Annotated in this window: 12 protein-coding genes; 7 read left to right on the top strand and 5 right to left on the bottom strand. The window is 66.4% G+C overall.

Going from position 1 to position 22495, the window contains the following annotated elements:
• Positions 1-8: 8 nt before the first annotated feature.
• Both AC1RAA_RS28240 and AC1RAA_RS28235 read left to right on the top strand, forming a co-directional pair.
• Positions 9-3218 (top strand): CusA/CzcA family heavy metal efflux RND transporter, encoded by a 3210-nt coding sequence (locus AC1RAA_RS28240; protein WP_492727760.1) that lies wholly within the window; start codon positions 9-11, stop codon positions 3216-3218.
• The gene (locus AC1RAA_RS28235; protein WP_492727759.1) at positions 3208-4134 is read left to right on the top strand and encodes a cation diffusion facilitator family transporter; all 927 of its coding nucleotides are present in this window, start codon (positions 3208-3210) and stop codon (positions 4132-4134) included. The genes AC1RAA_RS28240 and AC1RAA_RS28235 overlap by 11 nt, the downstream gene beginning before the upstream one ends.
• Positions 4135-4231: 97 nt before the next feature.
• Here AC1RAA_RS28235 and AC1RAA_RS28230 read toward each other — a convergent pair whose 3' ends face one another.
• The 5 genes from AC1RAA_RS28230 to yjgA form a co-directional block, all read right to left on the bottom strand.
• A complete protein-coding gene (locus AC1RAA_RS28230; RefSeq protein ID WP_492727758.1) occupies positions 4232-8476 on the bottom strand; it encodes an Ig-like domain-containing protein in 4245 nt (1414 codons plus the stop codon).
• Between the two features lie 420 nt (positions 8477-8896).
• Positions 8897-12115: an Ig-like domain-containing protein gene (locus AC1RAA_RS28225; protein ID WP_492727757.1), complete on the bottom strand. Its 3219-nt coding sequence runs from the start codon at positions 12113-12115 to the stop codon at positions 8897-8899.
• A gap of 208 nt (positions 12116-12323) precedes the next feature.
• Positions 12324-15251 (bottom strand): Ig-like domain-containing protein, encoded by a 2928-nt coding sequence (locus tag AC1RAA_RS28220; RefSeq protein ID WP_492727756.1) that lies wholly within the window; start codon positions 15249-15251, stop codon positions 12324-12326.
• Positions 15252-15599: 348 nt separating this feature from the next.
• Positions 15600-16193, bottom strand: coding sequence for a molybdopterin adenylyltransferase (mog, locus tag AC1RAA_RS28215; RefSeq protein WP_159271003.1), 594 nt, complete (start codon positions 16191-16193; stop codon positions 15600-15602).
• Positions 16190-16849: a ribosome biogenesis factor YjgA gene (yjgA, locus tag AC1RAA_RS28210; RefSeq protein ID WP_062476481.1), complete on the bottom strand. Its 660-nt coding sequence runs from the start codon at positions 16847-16849 to the stop codon at positions 16190-16192. The genes mog and yjgA overlap by 4 nt, the downstream gene beginning before the upstream one ends.
• Positions 16850-16947: 98 nt before the next feature.
• Here yjgA and pmbA point away from each other — a divergent pair, with 98 nt between their 5' ends.
• The 5 genes from pmbA (at position 16948) to AC1RAA_RS28185 (ending at position 22471) form a co-directional block, all read left to right on the top strand.
• Positions 16948-18318, top strand: a complete 1371-nt coding sequence (gene pmbA / locus AC1RAA_RS28205; RefSeq protein WP_492727755.1) for a metalloprotease PmbA — start codon at positions 16948-16950, stop codon at positions 18316-18318.
• A gap of 66 nt (positions 18319-18384) precedes the next feature.
• The gene (locus AC1RAA_RS28200) at positions 18385-19329 is read left to right on the top strand and encodes a helix-turn-helix domain-containing protein (protein ID WP_070063149.1); all 945 of its coding nucleotides are present in this window, start codon (positions 18385-18387) and stop codon (positions 19327-19329) included.
• A 174-nt stretch (positions 19330-19503) separates the two neighbouring features.
• Positions 19504-20775, top strand: coding sequence for an ABC transporter substrate-binding protein (locus AC1RAA_RS28195; RefSeq protein ID WP_307693458.1), 1272 nt, complete (start codon positions 19504-19506; stop codon positions 20773-20775).
• A 2-nt stretch (positions 20776-20777) separates the two neighbouring features.
• Positions 20778-21647: a carbohydrate ABC transporter permease gene (locus tag AC1RAA_RS28190; RefSeq protein ID WP_159276062.1), complete on the top strand. Its 870-nt coding sequence runs from the start codon at positions 20778-20780 to the stop codon at positions 21645-21647.
• An 11-nt stretch (positions 21648-21658) separates the two neighbouring features.
• On the top strand, positions 21659-22471 hold the full coding sequence (locus AC1RAA_RS28185) for a carbohydrate ABC transporter permease (RefSeq protein ID WP_492697087.1): 813 nt from the start codon (positions 21659-21661) through the stop codon (positions 22469-22471).
• The last annotated feature ends 24 nt before the right edge of the window (positions 22472-22495 follow it).

Below are 22495 nucleotides of genomic sequence, written 5' to 3'. Positions count from 1 at the left end.
ACGACCGCATGTTCGAACGCATCATCCGCTTCTCCATCGAGCAGCGCTGGCTGATCCTGCTGGCCGTGCTCGGCATGGCGGCGCTCGGCGTCTTCAGCTACCAGAAGCTGCCCATCGACGCCGTGCCCGACATCACCAACGTGCAGGTGCAGATCAACACGTCCGCGCCCGGCTACTCGCCGCTCGAAGCCGAGCAGCGCGTGACCTACCCCATCGAGACCGTCATGGCCGGCCTGCCGGGCCTGCAGCAGACGCGCTCGCTGTCGCGCTACGGCCTGTCGCAGGTCACGGTGATCTTCAAGGACGGCACCGACATCTACTTTGCGCGCCAGCTCGTGAACGAGCGCATCCAGTCGGCGCGCGAGAGCATGCCGCCCGGCGTGTCGCCGGTGATCGGGCCCATCTCGACCGGCCTGGGCGAGATCTACCTGTGGACCGTCGAGACCGAAGAGGGCGCGAAGAAGGCCGACGGCAAGCCCTACACGCCCACCGACCTGCGCGAGATTCAGGACTGGATCATCAAGCCGCAGCTGCGCAACGTGCCGGGCGTGACCGAGATCAACTCCATCGGCGGCTACGCCAAGGAGTTCCAGATCGCACCCGACCCCGCGAAGCTCTTGGCGCACGGCCTCACGATGACCGACCTGGTCACCGCGCTGGAACGCAACAACGCCAACGTGGGCGCGGGCTACATCGAGAAGCGCGGCGAGCAGTACCTCATTCGCGCGCCCGGGCAGGTGAAGTCGGTGGAAGACATCGGCAACGTGATCCTGGGCAACGCCGGCGGCATTCCGCTGCGTGTGTCCGACGTGGCCGAGGTCGGCATCGGCCAGGAGCTGCGCACCGGCGCCGCCACCGACAACGGCCGCGAGGTGGTGCTGGGCACCGTGTTCATGCTCATCGGCGAGAACAGCCGCACCGTCTCGCAGGCGGTCGACAAGAAGATGCAGGAGATCAACCGCACGCTGCCCGCGGGCGTGAAGGCCGTGACGGTGTACGACCGCACGGTGCTGGTCGACAAGGCCATCGCCACCGTGAAGAAGAACCTCTTCGAGGGCGCGGTGCTGGTGGTGACGATCCTGTTCCTGTTTCTGGGCAACATCCGCGCGGCCATCATCACCGCCACGGTGATCCCGCTGTCGATGCTCTTCACCTTCACCGGCATGGTGAACCAGAAGGTCAGCGCCAACCTCATGAGCCTGGGCGCGCTCGACTTCGGCATCATCATCGACGGCGCCGTGGTGATCGTGGAGAACTGCGTGCGGCGCCTGGCGCATGCGCAGGAGAAACACGGCAGGGCGCTCACGCGCAGCGAGCGTTTCCATGAAGTGTTCGCAGCCTCGCAGGAGGCGCGCCGGCCGCTGCTGTTCGGCCAGCTGATCATCATGATCGTGTACCTGCCGATCTTTGCGCTCACCGGCGTCGAGGGCAAGCTGTTCCACCCGATGGCGTTCACCGTGGTGATTGCGCTCTTGGGCGCGATGATCCTGTCGATCACCTTCATCCCGGCCGCCGTGGCGCTGTTCATCGGCAACAAGGTCGCCGAGAAGGAAAACCGCCTCATGCTGTGGGCCAAGCGCGGCTACGCGCCGCTGCTGTCGCGCGCGATGAATGCCAAGCCGCTGGTCATCACCACGGCCGTGGTGGCCGTGGTGCTCTCGGGCCTGCTGGCCACGCGCCTGGGCACCGAGTTCGTGCCCAGCCTGAGCGAGGGCGACTTCGCCATCCAGGCGCTGCGCATTCCGGGCACCAGCCTCACGCAGTCGGTCGAGATGCAAAAGCAGCTCGAACGCACGCTGAAAGACAAGTTCCCCGAGATCGAGCGCGTGTTCGCGCGCACCGGCACGGCCGAGATCGCGTCCGACCCGATGCCGCCGAACATCTCCGACGGCTACATCATGCTCAAGCCCGAGAGCGAGTGGCCCAAGCCCAGGCGCACGCGGCCCGAGCTGCTGGCCGCCGTGCAGGAAGAGGTCGAGAAGCTGCCGGGCAACAACTACGAGTTCTCGCAGCCGATCCAGCTGCGCTTCAACGAGCTGATCTCGGGCGTGCGCAGCGACGTGGCCGTGAAGATCTTCGGCGACGACATGGACGTGCTCAACCAGACCGCCGCGCAGGTGTCGAACGCGCTGGGCAAGGTGCCCGGCGCCGCCGAGGTGAAGGTGGAGCAGACCACCGGCCTGCCGATGCTCACCGTGAACATCGACCGCCAGAAGACCGCGCGCTACGGCCTGAACGTGGGCGACGTGCAGGACGCCATTTCGACCGCCGTGGGCGGGCGCGAGGCCGGCACGCTGTTCGACGGCGACCGCCGCTTCGACATCCTCGTGCGCCTGCCCGAGACCCTGCGCACCGACCTGGACGCCATCCGCCGCCTGCCAATCGCGCTGCCCAAGGGGGCGGGCGGCGAGGGCCTGCGCACCAGCTTCATCCCGCTGGGCGAGGTGGCCACGCTCGACCTCGCGCCCGGCCCCAACCAGGTGAGCCGCGAAGACGGCAAGCGCCGCATCGTGGTCAGCGCCAACGTGCGCGGGCGTGACCTCGGCTCCTTCGTGGCCGAGGCCGAAGAGGCCATGCGCGCCGTGCGCATTCCGCCGGGCTACTGGACCGTGTGGGGCGGCCAGTACGAGAACCTGGCCTCGGCCACGCAGCGCCTGCAGGTGGTGGTTCCCGTGTCGCTGCTGCTGGTGTTCACGCTGTTGTTCGCCATGTTCGGCAACCTGAAGGACGGGCTGCTGGTGTTCACCGGCATTCCGTTCGCGCTCACGGGCGGCATCGTCGCGCTGTGGCTGCGCGGCATTCCGCTGTCGATCTCGGCGGCCGTGGGCTTCATTGCGCTGTCGGGCGTGGCCGTGCTCAACGGGCTGGTGATGATCTCGTTCATCCGCAACCTGCGCGAGGGCGGCCTGCCGCTGGACGAAGCCATTCGCGAAGGTGCGCTCACGCGGCTGCGCCCGGTGCTCATGACCGCGCTGGTCGCCTCGCTGGGCTTCGTGCCCATGGCCATCGCCACCGGCACGGGCGCCGAAGTGCAGCGCCCGCTGGCCACCGTGGTCATCGGCGGTATCCTGTCGTCGACCGCGCTGACGCTGCTGGTGTTGCCGCTGCTGTACCGCATCGCGCACCGGCGCGATGAAGACGAGGTGCAGGAAGCCAACGCAGAGAAGCAACACGGCGCACCTCTCGATCCCGCACTGCAAGGTTCCCATGGCCCATGAGCATTCACACGCCACAGCCGTTGCTGGTGGCAACGAGAAGGCGCTGCGCTGGGCGCTGGCGCTGACCTCGACCTACCTCGTCGCCGAGGTGATCGGCGGGCTGGTGTCGGGCAGCCTGGCGCTGCTGTCCGACGCGGCCCACATGGCCACCGACACCGTGGCGCTGGCCATCTCGCTGGCCGCCATCTGGCTGGGCAAGCGGCCGGCGGACAAGCGCCGCACCTTCGGCTACTACCGCTTCGAGATCCTGGCGGCCGTGGTCAATGCGGTGCTGCTGTTCTTCGTGGCGATCTACGTGCTCTACGAGGCGTACCGGCGCATCTCGCAGCCGGCCGAGATCCAGTCGACCATGATGCTGCTCGTGGCCATCGGCGGCCTGGTGGTCAACCTCATCGGCATGCGCCTGCTGGCCAGCGGCAAGGACGAGAGCCTCAACGTGAAGGGCGCGTACCTGGAGGTGTGGGCCGACATGCTCGGCTCCGTCGGCGTGATCGTGGGCGCGCTCGTCATCCGTTTCACCGGCTGGGCCTGGGTCGACTCGGTGATCGCCGTCGCCATCGGCCTGTGGGTGCTGCCGCGCACCTGGCGCCTCTTGCGCGAGAGCCTCAACGTGCTGCTCGAAGGCGTGCCCGACGACGTCGACCTGCCCGAGGTCGAGCGCGCGCTGCAGGCGCAGCCGGGCGTGGCAGGCCTGCACGACCTGCATGTGTGGGCGCTGTCCAGCGGCAAGGTGAGCCTGAGCGTGCACGTGGTGTGCACGCCCGACGTGGTCGACCTGGCACCGCTGATGCTGCGGCTGCGTGCGCTGCTGGCCGAGACGTTCGACATTCACCATTCGACCGTGCAGGTGGAGCGGGTGCCGTGCGAGCAGGCGGGGGAGACCCATGGGTTCGGGCCTGCGGTGACGGCGGGCTGACGCGAGGGCGGGGCACAAAAAAACGCGACAGTCGCACGGGGCAACTGTCGCGTTTGGGGGCGGCGCCGATGGGGCGCCGCGTGGCCTGTCTGCAGGCTTAGAGGATGGTCACGTGGACCTTGTCCTCGACCAGCAGTTCGGCGGTGCCGGCGAGGTTGGTGTAGACGCTGTAAGTCACGCCGCCCACCGTGGCGCTATCGCCCTGGGTCCAGCTGTCGTTGCCGCCCAGCAGGTTCACGTCGCCGTTGGCGCCGTTGACCAGCATCTGCACCTTGCCGTCGGCCGAGACCATGTCGCGCATGCCACCGGCCAGCAGGTCTTGCGCGCTCAGCGCGAGCGTGTTGCCGCCCGCACCCAGGTCGAACTTCTCGAAGCCCTGCACCTTCGCCCCGAGGGCCGACAGGTCGATGTGCATGGCGGTGCCGTCCATGACGAGCGTGTCGATGCCCAGGCCGCCGCCGAGGCGCGCGAAGTCGCCGCTGTTGATGCGGACCGTGTCGTCGCCCGCGCCACCGTGCACCGTGTCGCCCGTGCCCACCTTCGTGAAGGTGTCGTTGCCGGCACCGCCCTCGAGGCGGTCGGCGAAGCCGAGCCTGGCGATGAGCGTGTCGTCGCTGTCGGTGTAGGTCTGCGTCACGTGGTCGAGCACATAGGCCTCGACTTCTGGTTCGATGTGGAACGTGCCGGCGCCTGCGTTCTGCAGCGTGACGGTCACGCCTTGCTGCACCAACAAGTCGGCCTTGAAGCCCGAGTGCTGGTACACCTCGTAAACCACGCCCCACACCGAGATGTTGGCCTGCTTGACCCAATCGCCGGTGTCGGTGCCGTTGGGCAGCACGTCGGACAGCGTCACCTTGTCGCCGGCATTGCCCTTGACCACCATCTGCACGCGACCGTTCTCCATGAACTGGTTCATGGCACCGTTTTCCATCACGTCGGCCAGCGACAGCTTGAGCGTGTTGTTGCCCGTGCCGGTGAGGTCGATGACTTCGACCGAACTGACCTTGCCCGCGAGCGCGGTCAGGTCCAGCGTCTGGTTGGCGCCGGTCAGCTTGAGCGTGTCGGCACCGCCGTTGCCGGAGATGGCCGAATCGGACAGGTGCTTGATGTCGGTGACGACGAATTCGTTGTTGTCCGAACCGCCATGCAGGGTGCCTGCCGATGCGTCGGTCAGCGTCTGTTGCTGCGCAGGACTGGAGGTCGTGTCGACGCCGCTCCAGCTCAGGTCGCCGATCAGGATGGCGTCGTTGACCCCCGGGGCCGTTCCGCTGTCCTGGCCGTACACCTTGATGTAGGAAATGGGGGTGTTCGACGAGAAGCCGATCTTGGCCATGCCGGCCGACGAATCCGGGTGGGCAACCATGTTCTTCGTGCCCAGCAAGACGCCTTCTGCCGAATAGAACTCGACCTTGCCGTAAGGTGCCCCGTGCGTGTTCCCATATTCGATCTCCACCGATCTGGCGGGCGCGGGAATCTTGAAGCTCACGATGCCTTGAGACGAGAGGTACAGGCTGGAGTAATTAGAGGGCTCCACGAAACCTTGAACCATCTCGATCTGTACGCCCTTGGTGGTCGTGTGCGAGGCGCCTGCATTGATCTTGATCAGATTTTCGAAAGAATCTTTTCCTGGGAGGAGGGGTGAAGTGTATTGAGAAACGTTGCCTGCAGGGTCGACGATAGCCGCCGAAAAATTAAATTGATTTACCGGTGCAGGGCCTGTTTGCAAGTTGTCAACATAATATCCGTAGTCCGGATTAATTCCAATTGCTTCGAAGTGGTGGATTTTTGTTCCAGGAGGAGCTGTGAAGGAGATCTGTTTGAAGTAAACCCCCGCGCTGCTTGATCCATATATGTTTAAGCTGGCATCAACTCGTCCAATTTCTTTGCCTGAAGCGTCGTAAAACAAAAAATCTCCGGCGAGATTTTCAGCTCCTAGGGTAAAGGAGACATGCTCTTTCCCTTCAGGAAAAGTGAATGTGGTTACCGAGGTTGGTCCGATGTCGTAGATGCGTAGATATTTTCCTTCCATTCCATATTTTTTTGAGTATGCGGAAGAAAATTCGTCAATCCAAATTGATGACTTGGTCGAAATATTCAAATCTCCAATCGTCATGGATTTCAAATGCTTGTCGGATGGGAGGCCGTCAAAGGTGGTATTTTTCAAAGATCCAGAATCTGCAAAGAACACCTTCCCAGCCGCAATATCAGCAGCAGTCAATGCATAGTCGAAATGATCGCCACGCAGAATCAGGCTGAGCTTGTGGCCCACAGCCACATCCGCCGGATTGAATCGAACCTCCACGCCGCCAGTGACCACAGCCACCTCGGTCGGCGCCGCAGGGGCGACGGTGTCCAGCGCCATCGCCTGCGATTGCGCCGGGCCCGCATTACCGGCCTCGTCCACCGTGCGCGTCTGCACGGTCCAGCTTTCGGTGTGGCTGTTGTCGTCCTGCGCGCTCCATCGGTCGCCGACCACGAAAGCGGCCGTCCAGGTCTTGCCGCCGTCGGTCGACACCTGCAGGGTGTCGCCGGCGGCAAGGGGTGCGCTCAGCTGGCCCATCATCAGGCGGCCCGCGCTGCCGTCGTTGGTGAGGTAGTCGTCGACGTCGAAGCCGCTGTCCTTGCCGATGTCGGTGACGGTGCCGGTCTGCGTCGGGGGAGTCGTGTCCACCACGAAGTTCCAGGCGCTGCTGGCATCGCTGGTCTGGCCCAGCGGGCTGGTGGCGGTGGCCGTGATGTTGTATGCGCCATCGGGCAGATCGATCTGGGGCGTGAAGCGCCAGTGACCGCTCTCGTCGGCCACGGCCTTGCCCAGGTAGGTCGACCCGTCGTAGAACTTGACCGTGTGGTTGCCCGTGAGCACGCGGCCCGCGCTGCCGTCGGCGGTCACGAAGTCGGTGGCGGTGCCGCTGTCCTTGCCCAGGCTGTCGAGGGTGAGCGTCGTGCCCACGCCCAGCGTGACCGTCACGCCCTGCTGCACCAGCAGGTCGGCGCCGAAGCCCGAGTGCGCGTACACGGTGTAGACGACGCCGTCGAGGGTGACGGTGCCGTTCTCGGCCCAGTCGCCCGGGAAGGTGCCGTCGGGCAGCAGGCCGCTCAGCGCGACCGCGTCGCCGGCATTGCCCTTGACCAGCATCTGCACGCGGCCGTTGGCCACGAACTGGTCGACCGCGCCGTTCTCCACGCCGTCGTCGTACACGACGACGGTGCTGTTCGCCTCGGCCGTGCCGGTGAAGGCGGGGCGCGTGTCGTCGGTGGTCGCGCCGTCGGCCATGTTCGGGGTGACGATGCTGCCCACGTCGTCGGCCACCGACACGATGACCGGTGCCTGCGGCGGCGTGGTGTCGACCACGAAGTCCCAGGCATTGCTGGCGTCGCTGGTCTGGCCCAGCGGGCTGGTGGACGTGGCGGTGACGTGGCGCGGCCCGTCGGGCAGCGCGGCCGTGGGCGTGAACGTCCAGCGGCCGTTGGCGTCGGCCACCACCTCGCCCAGGAAGGTCGCACCGTCGTAGAGCCTGACGGTGTGGTTCGCCTGCGCCGTGCCGGCCAGGGCCGGCCGGGCGTCGTCGGTCACTTCGCCTTGCTGGAGCAGGTGCGGCGTGCCCACGTCGTCGTACACGCTCTCGATCACGGGCGGCGAGGGCGCGTCGGTGTTGACCGTCACGCGGTACGGCGCCGTGAGTGCGGTCTCGTTGCCCGCGGCGTCCTTCTCGTAGACCCGGATCACGTTCAGGCCCGCGGCCAGCGGCGGATCGACCTGCAGCGTCCAGCGGCCGCCTTCGCCGATGGTGGCGTGGCCCAATTCGCGCTCGCCGCTGGCGTCCTTCACCATCACGATGACGGTGTGGCCGGGCACGCCGGAGCTGGCGCCGCTGATCACCGGGCTGGCATCGTCGGTGGTGCCGCCCGAGGCCACGTTGCCGGTGATGCTGCCCACGGCGTCCATGACACCGGTGATGGCCAGCTGGCTGGCGTCGGGCGGGGTCACGTCGATCTCGAAGTTGAACGCGGCGGAGGGCTCGCTCTCTTCGCCGGCCGCGTTGCGCGCGACGACGGTGATGGCGTGCAGGCCCTCGAGCAGGTCGGTCGACGGCGTGAATTCCCACAGGCCGTTCTCGGCGACTTCGGTGATGCCGATCAGCACACCGTGGTCGCGGATGAGGATGGTGTTGCCCGGCGTGCCCTGGCCGTGGAAGTCGGGCTGACGGTCGTCGGTGACGCCGCCGTGGGCAATCGGGTCCTGGATGTCGCCGGCGTTGTCGAGGGCGCCGTCGATCACGGGACGGGTCGGCGCGCTGCGGACGGTGTCGGCTTCGAATGGCGTGCGTTCGTCAGGGGGCATCGACGATGGCGCGACAGCCCATCCGTCGGTGCTCGTCGCGGAATCAATTTTTTGGTCGTCGACAACGACGCTTGTTTTCTCGGATGCCATGCGGTTTCTGTGCTCTCAATAAGAAGTCGACCGGATCGGCGTGCCTGTGCACCTTGTTCGATCCACGGTCTGGGGGATCGGGCACTCTAGGGAGAAGGGGCACGCAAGGCCATCGGACGAATCTGAAACGCGGGCGCGAAGGCATGAGCCGGCGCTGATGCGCGAACAAAGTCGGCGGGGAAGGCACGGGGGTGAACAAGGGCTGCGGAATGCAGGCCATTGGGACGGGCGGGGCGATGGCCGGCAAGAAAGAAAAACGCGACAGGCGCTCGAGGCGGCTGTCGCGTGGGGTGTCTCGCATCCGGCGCGGGTTGCGCCGGTGGGGAGGGCTTACAGGATGGTCACGTGGACCTTGTCCTCGACGAGCAGCTCGGCGGTGCCGGCGAGGTTGGTGTAGACGCTGTAGGTCACGCCGCTCACCGTGGCGCTGCCGCCCTGGGTCCAGCTGTCGTTGCCGCCCAGCAGGTTCACATCGCCGTTGGCGCCGTTGACCAGCATCTGCACCTTTCCGTCGGCCATGACCATGTCGCGCGCGCCACCGGCCAGCACGTCATGCGTGCTCAGCGCCAGCGTGTTGCCGCCCGTGCCCAGGTCGAACTTCTCGAAGCCCAGCACCTTTGCGCCGAGGGCCGACAGGTCGATGTGCATGGCCTTGCCGTCCATGACGAGGGTGTCGATGCCCAGGCCGCCGTCGATGCGCGCGAAGTCGCCGCTGTTGACGCGGATGACGTCGTCGCCCGCACCGCCATGCACCGTGTCGCCCGTGCCCACCTTCGTGAAGGTGTCGTTGCCAGCACCACCCTCAAGGCGGTCGGCGAAGCCGAGCCTGGCGATGATCAGGTCGTCGCTGTCGCTGTAGGTCTGCGTCACGTGGTCGAGCACAGGGGCTTCGACCTCCGGTTCGATGTGGAACGTGCCGGCGCCTGCGTTCTGCAGCGTGACGGTCACGCCCTGCTGCACGAGCAAGTCGGCCTTGAAGCCCGAGTGTTGGTACACCTCGTAGACCACGCCCCACACCGAGATGTTGGCCTGCTTGACCCAATCGCCGGTGTCGATACTGTTGGGCAGCACGTCGGACAGCGTCACCGCATCACCGGCATTGCCCTTGACCACCATCTGCACGCGACCGTTCTCCATGAACTGGTTCATGGCACCGTTTTCCATCACGTCGGCCAGCGACAGCTTGAGCGTGTTGTTGCCCGTGCCAGTGAGGTCGATGATTTCGACCGAGCTGACCTTGCCTGCGAGCGCGGTCAGGTCCAGCGTCTGGTTGGCGCCGCTCAGCTTGAGCGTGTCGATGCCGCCGTTGCCGGAGATGGCCGAATCAGCCAGGTGCGCGACGTTCGAAACGACGAATTCGTTGTTGGCCGAACCACCGTACAAGGTGCCCTTCGATGCATCGGTCAGGACCTGGCTCTGCAGCGGATCGTTTGTCGTGCTGGCGTCCCGGAACTGCGACACGTTACCTGCAGGATCGACGATGGCGGCCGAGAGCGACTGCTCCAGCGGTGCGGAGGACAGGCGCATGTTGTCCAGAACATGGCCACCCCCGTCATAGGCCGAGGAAACAACGAAATAGCCGATCGCCGTGCCAACTGGCGCAGTGCATTCCACGATTTGATATTTGCCCGGGAGACCGGGCGCGTCGTACAGATCAACGGTTTTCAGCAGATTCCCGTCCACGCCATAGAACTTGACCGTTCCGGTTCCGTCGTGAGCACCCAGCGTGAAGGAGACGGCGCTTCTTCCGCTCGCGAACTGATACTTGATGGGTTCATAGGGGGCCCCCTCTTCAACCCTCAAACAGGCTCCCACGGTTCCATACATACTGCTGACGCTGAATACCCTTATCTTGGAAGCAGACGTGACTGTCAAATCGCCAATGGTCATGGAATGCGAGAAGACGTTGTAGGGCAGGTTCTGGAAATCCAGAACGGTGGACGGCAAGGGGTCCGCGAAGAAGTACTTGCCCGCAGCAATGTCCGCCGCCGTCAGCGTGTAGTCGAAGTAATCGCCACGCACGAGCAGGCTGATCTTGTGCCCTACCGCGACATTCGTCGGGTCGAAGTGAACCTCCATACCCCCGCTGATGGCCACGAGCTTGGTGGGCGCCATCGGCGCTGTGGTGTCCTGCGAGATCGCTTGTGACTTCACGACACCTGCGTTGCCCGCTTCATCCACCACGCGCGTCTGGACCGTCCAGTCACCGGTGTGGCTGCTGTCGTCCTGCGCACTCCACTTGCTGCCGGAAACGAATGCCTCCTTCCAGGTCGTGCCGCCATCGGTCGACACCTGCAGGATGTCGCCCTTGGCCAGCGCGGCCGACAGGTTGCCTTGCAGCAAGCGCCCGGCGCTGCCGTCGTTGGTCAGGAAGTCGCTGCCACTGAAGCCGCTGTCCTTGCCAATGTCGGACACCGTCGCCGTCTGCGCCGGTGGCGTCGCATCCACCGTGAACCCGAACGCAGCCGAAGGCACGCTGGAAATGCCCGCCTTGTTGATCACGATCGCGCTGATGCTGTGGCCGCCATCGGCCAGCGGGGTCGCCGGCATGTAGGTCCAGTTGCCCGACGCATCGGACTGCACGCGCGTCACCTCCACACCGTTGTTGAAGACGATGACGGTGCTGTTGGCCTCGGCCTTGCCCGTGACCAGGGGCTGGGAATCGTCGGTGAAGTCGCCGATGTACAGGTCGCCCTGCTTGCCGCCCACGTCGTCGAACACGCTGTCGATCACAGGCGCGTTCGGCTTGTCGGTGTTGACGGTGACCTTGTAGCGCCCGGTCGGCATGGTCTCGTTGCCGGCGGCATCGCGCTCCACGAGCATGAAGGTGTTCAGGCCTGCGGCCAGCGGGGTGTCGACCTGGAAGGTCCACTGGCCGTTTTCGCCGATGGTGGCCAGGCCCAGCTCATGGGTGCCGGTGGCGTCTTTCACCATCACGGTGACGGTGTGGCCGGGCGTTCCGTTACTGATGCCGCTGAGCAGCGGGCGCGTTTCATCGGTGGTGCCGCCCGAGATCACGTTGCCTGTGACCCCGCCCACGTTGTCCGTGAAGCCGCTGACGTTCAGCCGGCTGGCGTTGGGCGGGGTCACGTCGATCTCGAAGTTGAAGGCGGGCGAAGGCGTGCCCTCGTTGCCGCTGTCGTCGCGCGTGACGATGGTGATGGCGTGCTGGCCCTCGAGCAGGTCGGTCGAGGGCGTGAAGGTCCAGTTGCCGTTGGCGTCGACCTCGGTGGTGCCGATCTCGGTGCCGTTGTCGCGGATGACGATGGTGTCGCCCGGTGTGCCCCGGCCGCCAAATTCGGGCTGGCGGTCGTCGGTGACGCCGCCGTGGGCGATGCTGCCCAGGATGTCGCCGGCGTCGTCGGCGGCGCTGCCCACATGAAGAGGCGGGGGCGCAAAGGTCGATGCGAGGTCGGTGTTTTGGGAAAGGGCGACGCTGTTCGTCTGCTCGGAGGCCATGGAATTCCTGTGCTCTGAAATGAAGAAACCAGACCGCATCGGCATGCGAGCGAACGCAGTCCGATCGTGGGGTCTGGTGGGGTAGGGCACTCTAGAAAGAAGCCCTGTGCAAGGCCATCGGACGAATCTGAAAGCCGAGCGCAAAGGAATAAGCCGGTCCCGAAAGCGCGCACAAAGTCGTGCAGGACGGCACAAGGCGATGTGTTGCCAGGCAGAAATGAAAAAACGCGACAGCTGCACGGGGCGGCTGTCGCGTTGTCGGCTGCACGCGGCGCGGGGTGCGCCAGCGAGTGGGGGGCTACAGGATCGTCACGTGGACCTTGTCCTCGACCAGCAGTGCAGTGCCGGCGAGGTTGGAGTAGACGTGGTCGGCGGTGCCGCTCACCGCGGCATCGCTGCCGTGGACCCCGCCGCCGTCGAGCGGGTCGACCTCGCCGTGGGTGCCGGTGGCCTGCATCTGCACCGTGCCGTCGGAGGACACCGGGTTCTGCGCGCCCTGCGCCGTCTTCAGGTCGAGGGCCGACAGGTCGATGAGCATGGCCTTGCCGTCCATCACGAGGGTGTCGACGCCCAGGCCGCCAGGGACGCGCGCGAAGTCGCCGTCGCCATGGAGGCGGGCGGTGTCGTCACCCGCGCCGTCTTCCAACCGGTCTGCATAACCGAACCGGGCGATGTGTGTTTCATCGCTGTCGGCGAGCGTTGGTGTTGCCCCGGGTCCGGCATCGCTGAACGTGCCAGAGGTGTTTTGCAGGTTGACAGTCACGCCCTGCTGCACCATCAGTGCCGCGTCGAAGCCCGAGTGCGCGTACTCCTCGTAGACCACGCCGTCGATGGTCACGTGGGCGCCCCTCACCCAGTCGCCGGGGTCGGTGCCGTTGGGCAGCGCGTCCGACAGCGTCACCGCGTCGCCGGCGTCGCCCTTGACCAGCATCTGCACGCGGCCGTTGGCAATGAACTGATCGACCGCGCCGTTCTCCAATACGTCGGCCAGCGACAGCTTCAAGGTGTTGTTGCCCGTGCCGGTGAGGTCGATGACTTCGACGCCGCTGAGCTTGCCCGTGACCGCGCTCAGGTCGAGTGTCTGGTCGGCGCCGGTCAGGGTGAGGGTGTCCAGTCCTTCGTTGCCGATGACCTTCGCATGGCTGCCCTCGAAGTACGACACGTCGGGGACCAGGAACACGTCGTCTCCCGCCCCGCCGTAGTGGACGTCGGAGCCCGCCTGGATTTCCTGCAGGGTGGGGATGTCCACCAGTTCAGGGTGCGGGTACAGCACGGCGAGGGACACGTTGTCGACCTCGATCCAGTCGGTTTCGATGCCGTCGACGAGCCCGGTACCGATGTCGAAGGAGGCAAAGGAAAGCCCGTCGGGCATGATGAATTTCGCGTGGCCATCGGCTGGAAGGCTGTGGCTTTCTCCGAAGCTGCCTTCGAAGATGACCTTGCCCGATGCGTCGTAGAAGGTGACCGACTGTGTGGCCTGGGAGTGCCGCCAGTCGAATTCGATGGCGTTGTAGGTGTTGCCCTTCAGTGAAGCGTTTGTGGTGCCGCTGATGTGCCATGCCTGCCCGTGGTCGGGTGAGGCGCTGTCGAAGATGCCGTTGTTCGAAGAAGAAGCGTCAGTCGCCGCGTCTTGTCTTGTCAGGAGCAGCACGCCGGCATCGGCTGTTTGTCCCGGCGCAAGTTCGACGGTCTCACCGGCATCGAAATCTTCCTGTTCGGCGTTCGATCGGATCACCATGTAGAGGGAATGATTGCCCGTTGCGCTGACCACCGCCGCGGCCAGGTTCAGCGAGACGTCGGTCACCGCAACGGTGGCCTCGCCCGCAGCAATGTCTGCCGCCGTCAGCAGGTGGTCCACGTTCTGCTTGCCGTTGAGCAGGTGAATGCGGTCGCCCGGTGACACCGCGGCCTTGTCGAAGCTCACGGTCACTTGCCCGTTGCCCAGCACGACCGCAGTGGGCGCGTGGGGCGTGGCGGTGTCCAGGGTCACCGCCTGCGAGTTGACCGGCCCCACGTTGCCGGCCGGGTCCACCACGCGCGTCTGCACGGTCCAGTCGCCCGCATGGCTGTGGTCGTCCTGGGCACTCCATTGCGTGCCATTCACGAAGGCGGTCTTCCAGGTCTGGCCGCCGTCGGTGGACACCTGCAAGGTCTCGCCGGCCGCGAGCGATGCGCTCAGGCGGCCCGTCATCAGGCGCCCCGCGCTGCCGTCGTTGGTGGCGTGGTCGTCGGCGTTCATGCCGCTGTCCTTGCCGATGCCCGAGACCGTGCTGGTCTGCGTGGGCGCCAGGGTGTCGACCTCGAAGTGCCAGCCGTTGCTTGCGTCGCCGGTCTGGCCCACCGGGCCGGTGGCCGTGGCGGTGATGTGGTGCGCACCCTCGCTCAGGTTGTCCTTGGGCGTGAACGCCCAGGTGCCGTCGGCGCGGGTCTCGGCGGTGCCCAGGACGGTGGTGCCGTCGTGGAGCGTCACGGTATGGCCGGGTTGGGCGGTGCCGTGCAGGGTCGGCCGGGCGTCGTTGGTGACCTCGCCGGGGGCCAGCATGTGGGGCACGCCCACGTCGTCGTAGACGTGCTCGATCACCGGGGGCGTCGGCTTGCTGGTGTCGATGGTCACCTGGTAGCGCCCCGTCGGCGCCGTCTCGTTGCCCGCCGCGTCCTTCTCCACGAGCGTGAAGGTGTTCAGGCCCGCGGCCAGTGGCGAGATGACCTGCAGCGACCACTGGCCGTTGTCGCCGACGACGGCTTCGCCCAGCGCATGGGTGCCGGTGCTGTCCCGGACCATCACCGTGACGGTGTGGCCGGGCTGGCCGGTGCTCGTGCCGGTGAGCAGCGGGCGGGTGTCGTCGGTGGTCTTGCCGGCGGCCACGTTGCCGGTGATGCCGCCTGCGGTGTCGAGGACGCCGGTGATGGACAGCTTGCTGGCGTTGGGTGGCGTGACGTCGATCTCGAAATTGAACGGGCCCGAAGGTTCGCTCTCGTTGCCGGCGGGGTCGCGCGCCACGATGGTGATGGCGTGATGGCCTTCATTCATGTCGGTCGACGGCGTGAAGGCCCATTGGCCGTCTTCGTCCACGACGGTCTGGCCGATCTCGACGCCGTGGTTCCTGATGAGGATGGTGTCGCCCGGCGTGCCCTGGCCCTGGAACTCGGGTTGGCGGTCGTCCGTGACGCCGCCGGAGGCGAGGGTGCCCATGATGTCGCCTGCGTCGTCGATGACGCTGTCCATGGTGGGAGGCTGTGGTGCGAAGACCTGTGCGCGTGCTGTCTGATCGATGCTCGGGCTGTTGTCGATGAAGACGTTTGCCTTGTTGGATGCCATGCAGTTCCTGTGCTCTGAAAGGGGAAAGAAAGATCGGATCGGGCAGCGAATTCACGCTGTTCGATCCGGCGGCCCGGGCGTCAGGAACTCTAGGAAGAACAGGGGTGCGGAACCATCGGACGGGTCCGATAAAAACCGGAGCGAGCGATGCGGGCGCGAGCGCGCCCCTCGCGCATCGGCGAAGCAAGATGTGTCTTCGGTGGTGAATGCCGCCGCGCGAGAACCGGCGGCAGGCAGGCCCGGGGGGCCTGCGCCTCAGCGTGCGGCGCGAACGGCCGACTTGGGCCGGAAGGCCTTGCAGACCGTGTCGTCGGTCTCGAGGTACGGCCCGCCGATGAGGTCGATGCAGTAGGGCACGGCGGCGAAGATGCCGGGCACGAGCTGTGTGCCGTCGGCGTCCTTCAGCCCTTCGAGCGTCTCGGCGATCGACTTGGGCTGGCCCGGCAGGTTGATGATGAGGCTCTGGTCGCGGATGACCGCCACCTGCCGCGAGAGGATGGCGGTCGGCACGAAGCGCAGGCTGATCTGGCGCATCTGTTCGCCGAAGCCGGGCATTTCCTTGTGGGCCACGGCCAGCGTGGCCTCGGGCGTCACGTCGCGCAGCGCGGGGCCGGTGCCGCCGGTGGTGAGCACCAGCGAGCAGCCGGCGTCGACCAGCTCGATGAGCGTGGCGCTGATGCGCGCAGTCTCGTCGGGGATCAGGCGGGCTTCGAATTCGAGGGGGTTCTTCAGCGCGCGGCCCAGCCAGTCCTTGAGTGCGGGCAGGCCCTTGTCTTCGTAGGTGCCGCTGGAGGCGCGGTCGCTGATGGAGACGATGCCGATGCGCACCGAATCGAAGCCTTCGCTCATGCGTCTTCTTCCCGGTCTTGCGCCGCAGCCGCTTCGGCGTGGTCGTCGCCGCCGTGCACCGCGAGTTGCGCGCGCACGAGCTGGAAGATCTCGCGGTAGGCCTTGCCCTGGCGCGGTGCTTCGCCGGCGGGGCCGGACTTCAGGTCCTTGCGGGCCTGGCGCACGAGGGCGCGCAGCTGCTGCGAATCGGTGGCGGGGTGGGTTTCGATCCAGCCGCCGAGGGCGTCGTCGTCGGCGATGAGGCGTTCGCGCCAGCGTTCGGCCTCGTGCAGCGCGGCGGCTTCGGCGGCCGGCACGGTGTTCTGCTCGGTCAGCGCCTGCTTCACGGCCTCGAGCACCTCGGGGTCGAGGGCGCGCATGAGCTTGCCGATGAACTGCATCTGGCGGCGCTTGCCCTCGAAATTGGTGATGCGTTTCGCCTCGGCGATGGCATCGACCAGTTTCTCGCTCAACGGGAGGGCGTCGAACAGGCCGGCACGCAGGGTGAGCAGTTCTTCGCCCAGTTTCTGCAGTTCGGCGCTCTCGCGCTTGAGTTCGGTGCGGCTGGCTTCGTCGGTGCCGCCCTTGAGCTCGCGCTTGAGCTCCAGGTCGAGTTCGCTGCCTTCGGCAACGAAGTGGCCACGGACGAAATAGCCTTTTTTGGGTTTGCGGGACATGGGGTGGATTCTGGGCCGCGCCGTGCGGCGCTGCAACGCGCACAGGGGGCGCGGAAGGGAAAACGTGAAACAGGGGGCGCAAGTATCATAGCCACCACATGACGACATCCTCCTCGCGCGCCGATTCCGGCTTCGCCTACAGCCGCTCCTTCTTCGAAAACCTGGTCGATTCGGCCCTGGCCCACGCCAAAAAGCTCGGGGCCACCGACGCCGGCGCCGAGGCCTCCGAGGGCTGCGGCCTGAGCGTCTCGGTGCGCAAGGGCGAGCTCGAGAACGTCGAGCGCAACCGCGACAAGTCGCTGGGCATCACGGTCTACGTGGGCCACCGCCGCGGCAACGCCAGCACCTCCGACTTTTCCGAGGCGGCCATCGCCCGCACGGTGCAGGCGGCCTACGACATCGCCCGCTTCACGGCCGAAGACCCGGTGAGCGGCCTGCCCGACGAGGAAGACATCGCCAAGGTGCAGCCCGAGCTCGACCTGTTCCACCCCTGGGACGTGACGAGCGAGCAGGCCGCCAAGCTGGCCCTCGAATGCGAGGCGGCGGCGCTGTCGACCGACAAGCGCATCACCAACAGCGAAGGCGCAGGCGTCTCGGCGCAGCAGAGCCACTTCTTCAGCGCCCACACGCACGGCTTTCGCGGCGGCTACGCCAGCTCGCGGCACTCGATTTCGGTGGCCCCCATCGCCGGCAAGGGCGACGACATGCAGCGCGACGCCTGGTACAGCTCGATGCGCTCGGCCGACGAACTGGCCAGCCCGCAGGCCGTGGGCCGCTACGCCGCCGAGCGCGCGCTCAGCCGCCTGAAGTCGCGCAAGATCAAGACCACCGAATGCCCGGTGCTGTTCGAGTCGCCGCTGGCCGTGGGCCTGCTGGGCGGGCTGGTGCAGGCCGTGAGCGGCGGGGCGCTGTACCGCAAGAGCACCTTCCTGCTCGACTCGCTGGGCAAGCCGGTGCTGCCCAAGCACGTCGACGTGGCCGAAGACCCGCACGTGCTGCGCGGCAAGGGCAGCTCGCCCTTCGACGACGAAGGCGTGATCACCCGCGCCCGCAAGGTGGTCGATGCCGGCCGCCTCGAAGGCTACTTTCTCTCGACCTACTCGGCGCGCAAGCTGGGCATGAAGACCACCGGCAACGCCGGCGGCTCGCACAACCTGACGCTGAGTTCGCGCCTCACGAAGCACGGCGACGACCTCGACGCCATGCTCGCCAAGCTCGGCACCGGCCTGTTCGTGATCGAGCTGATGGGGCAGGGCGTCAACTACGTGACGGGCGACTATTCGCGCGCCGCCAGCGGTTTCTGGGTGGAAAACGGCCGCATCGCCTATCCGGTGCAGGAAATCACGATTGCCGGCAATTTGCGTCAGATGTTGATGGGAATTGAAGCGATTGGCGCAGATGCTTACACTTTCGGCGCAAAAACCACGGGGTCGATCCTGGTCAACCGCATGAAGGTGGCGGGCGCCTGACAGGCCCTGCCGCTCGCAACGGCGCTGGCTCGACGACCCCTCCATTCAAGGACAGGGGGACAGGACATGAGCAAACACAGCGCCGTACGCAAGCCGGCCCTCGAACACGAACTCTTGCGTGACCCGCGCCTGGGCTTCGAGCCGGCGGGCAGCAGCTCAGTGCGCTGCCTGCAGCACGGCGTGCCCTGGCCCTTCGACTGCTGGCACTACCACGACGAGTACGAGCTGCAGTGCATCAACCGCACCAGCGGCGACGCCTTCGTCGGCAACCACATCGGCCGTTTCGAGCCCGGCTATGTCGCCCTGGTGGGCGCGCGACTGCCCCACACCTGGATCTCGCACGACGTGCCGCCCGAGGGCGTGGCCGACCGCAGCATGGTGATCCATTTCCGCGACGCGCCCCTGCGCCAGGGTGTCGACCTGTTCCCCGAGCTGGAGACGGTGCTGCCGATGCTCGACCGCGCCAAGCTGGGCATCGAGTTCTTCGGTATCGGCGACCTCGTGCGCGAGCGCTTCGGGCGCGTGCAGAAGCAAAAGGGCATGGCGCGGCTGTCGGAGTTCATCGGCCTGCTGCACGAGCTCGCGAGCTGGAGCGACTGGCGCCAGATCTCGAGCAACGCCGACCCGAGCGACGAGGACCCCACGGCCAACACCCGCATGCGCCGCGTGCTCGACTACCTGCATGCCCATCTGGCCGAAGAGCTCTCGCTGCCCACCGTGTGCGGCGTCGCCAACATGGCCGAGAGCAGCTTCTCGCGCTACTTCCACAAGCACATGGGCAGCACCTTCACCGACTTCGTCACGCGGCTGCGCATCACCAAGGCCTGCGAGATGCTGCAGGTGTCTGACCGGCTGGTGAGCGACATCTGCTACGAGGTCGGTTTCTCGAACCTCGCGAACTTCAACCGCCGTTTCCTGCAGCTCAAGGGCATGACGCCCTCGGCCTACCGGCAGCAGGCGCAGGAGCGTTTCGGCCTGCGCAGCGCGCAGCACACGCCACTCGCTGCCTGATTGCCGACTGATACGCACTTGCCTCTCGGGCTAAACCCCGAGACGGCTTGGCAGCAAAGTATCAGGTGCCCGGTGGGCGTGTAGGAGGCCCCGCGGATCGGCCTCCTAACCTTCGTCTCGTTGCATTTGCCGGCATTTCGCCGGCAATTTGCACGAACAACGAAGGAGACAAGCATGCCGATTCCGCATTCCCACCGTCTGGCCGGCCTCGCGCTCGCGCTGGCCACGCTGGCGCCCGCCGCACTGGCGCAGGTCTGCAAGGAGGACGTGCGCGTCCTGTCGCAACCGCGCGAAGGCCTGACGCTGCTCGAGAAATCCAAGGACGAGTTCAAGCGCCTGAGCGGCGCCTCGTTCAGCATCGACAACCTCAACGAGAACGACCGCCGCGCCAAGTCGCGCGCCGATGCGTCCACGGTCGGCAAGTACCACGTGTACTACGTCGACGAGGCCAACGTCGCGCAGTTCGTCCAGTCCAAGTGGATCGTGCCGCTCACGCCGTACTACCCGGCCAGCTACGACTACGCCGACTTCGACGCCGGCCGCCAGAAGGTCGCGACCTTCGCCGGCCAGGCCTGGTTTGCACCCCTCACCGGCGGCGGCGACCTCATGGTCTACCGCAAGGACCTGCTCGAGAAGGCGGGCATCAAGCCGCCGGCCACGCTCGACGAGTTCGTGGCGGCCGTGAAGAAGCTCAACGACCCGGCCAACGGCGTCTACGGCGTGGCGCTGCGCGGCCAGCGCGGCTCGGGCGCCAACGTGTGGCGCTGGATGCCGTTCTTCCGCGGCTACGGCGGCCAGTGGTTCGACGGCGACAAGCCGGTCTTCAACTCGCCCGCCGCCGTGAAGGCGACCCAGACCTACCTCGATCTCTTCAAGTACTCCGCGCCCGGCACCAAGACGGGCGGATGGGACGAATCCACCGGCGCCTTCCTGGCCGGCAAGGTCGCGATCCTGGTCGAATCGACGCCGCTGGCGGGCAACGCGCTCGACCCGAAGATGTCGACCGTGGTCGGCAAGATCGCCTACGCCGTGCCGCCCACGCCGCTCACCGGCGGCGGCTACGGCCACGGCCTGGCCATCGGCGCGCGCGCCAACAAGACCGAAGAGGCGAAGAAGTGCGCGGGCCTGTTCATCGCCTGGGCCACGTCCAAGGAGAACGAGCAGCGCCGCCTCGCGCAAGGCCAGTTCGGCGAACTCAACCGCACCAGCGTGCTCGGCAGCCCCGAGTTCGCCAAACGCTATGGCGCCGACCTGGGCAAGGCGTTGGCCGACACCGGCAAGGTCACGGCCGTGAACTTCTGGCAAGACCCGGCCTGGCCCGACCTGGGCGACCGCTGGGGGATCATTCTGGAAGAGCTGATCACCGGCTCGCGCACCGACATCCAGGGCGGGCTCGACGAACTCGACGCCTACGCCAAGCAACTGATCGCGCGTCGCAAGAAGTGAGCATGCGTTCCCACACCACACGGCTGCCGGCCGTGTTCATCGGGCCGGGGCTGCTCGTGCTGGCGGTCCTGGCGCTGGTGCCGACGGTGTTCGCCATCGCCATCTCGCTGCAGGACCGCGAGCTGGGCCAGGCCGACACCGGCTGGGTCTGGTTCAGCAACTACGTGCAGCTCTTTTCCGATCGGCGCTTCCTGAACTCGGTGCGCGTGTCGCTGGTGTGGGAGGTGCTGACCGTCAGCGCCACCATGGCCCTGGCCGTGCTCATGGGCACGCTGATGCACCGCTGCGCCACGCCGCGCTGGCGCCAGGTGCTGTCGATGCTGTTCATCGTGCCGGTGCTGCTGCCGCGCGTGTCGGCCGCCTTCGTCTGGAAGTTCGCCTTCCATCCGCTGTTCGGCCTCATCACCTGGCCGTACAAGGCGATCACCGGCGAGCCGCTGGACCTGTTCGCCGACCCGGTGCTGGCGCTGCTCACGGTGGCCTTCGTCGACGTGTGGCAGTGGGGGCTGTTCTTCGGGGTCATCGTGCTGAAGCTGCTCGAGACCCTGCCGCCGCAGCCCTTCGAGGCGGCGCGCCTGGACCACGCGAAGACCTGGGAGGTGTATGCCTACGTGGCGCTGCCGATGCTGAAGGCGCCGCTCATCAGCCTGGCCTTCGTGAAGATGGTGGAGTCGCTGCGCGCCTTCGACCTCATCTACGTGATGACGCGCGGCGGCCCCGGCATCTCGACCGAGACGCTCGACATGTACGCTTTCTCGCAGGGCTTCATCGAATCGGGCCGCATCTCGTACGCGTCGAGCATGGCGGTGCTGATGATGGTCGCCTCGACGGTCGCGTTCACCTACATCTGGAAATGGACCAAACCGTCATGAAGAAGATTGCCATCGGAACGCTGCTGGCGCGGCTGGCACTCATCGCGGCCGGGCTCTCGGCGCTCGTGCCCGTGCTGTGGACCTTTCTCAACTCGTTCAAGAACCGGGTCGACATCGTCTCGGCCGTGCCGAAGTTCTTCTTCACGCCCACGCTCGACAACTACCTGTACGTGCTGAACCGCGAGGCCGTGGCCGCGGGGCTGGTCAACTCGATCGTGGTGGCGGGCGCGGCGGTGATCATCGGCGCGGTGCTGGGCCTGCCGGCCGCCTATGCGCTGGCGCGCTACCCGCTGCGCTGGGGCAACGACATCCAGTTCTTCGTGCTGTCGATGCGCTTCCTGCCGCCGGTGGCGGTGGCCATTCCGCTCATGGTGATCTGGCTGCAGCTGGAGCTGTACGACTCGCGCGTGGCGCTCATCGCCACCTACACGCTGCTCACGCTCTCGACCGTGATCTGGCTCGCCATTCCGGCCTTCAAGGCGGTGCCGAAGGAAGTGGAAGAGGCCGGCCGCGTCGACGGCTACGGGCCCTACGCGATCTTCTTTCGCATCGCGCTGCCGATTGCCGCGCGCTCGCTGGTGGGCGCCATCGCCTTCGGCTTCGTGCTGGTGTGGAACGAGTTCCTCATCGCGCTGATGCTCACCACCTCCGAGGCCAAGACGCTGCCCATCGTGGCGTCGGAGCTCAGCCAGCTCGGGCGCGATGTGCCGTGGGGCATCTTGAATGCCTCTGTCATCTTGCTGTCGCTGCCGCCATTGCTCATGGTGGGCGTGCTCAGCGGTTTTCTCAATGCCGCGTTCAAGCGCAAGCGGGAGGCCGCATGAGCGCCATCACCTCTCTTTCTTCAG

Source organism: Variovorax sp. GW823-FHT04F07, from assembly GCF_058795995.1.
This window is presented reverse-complemented; position numbering and strand designations above follow the sequence as displayed.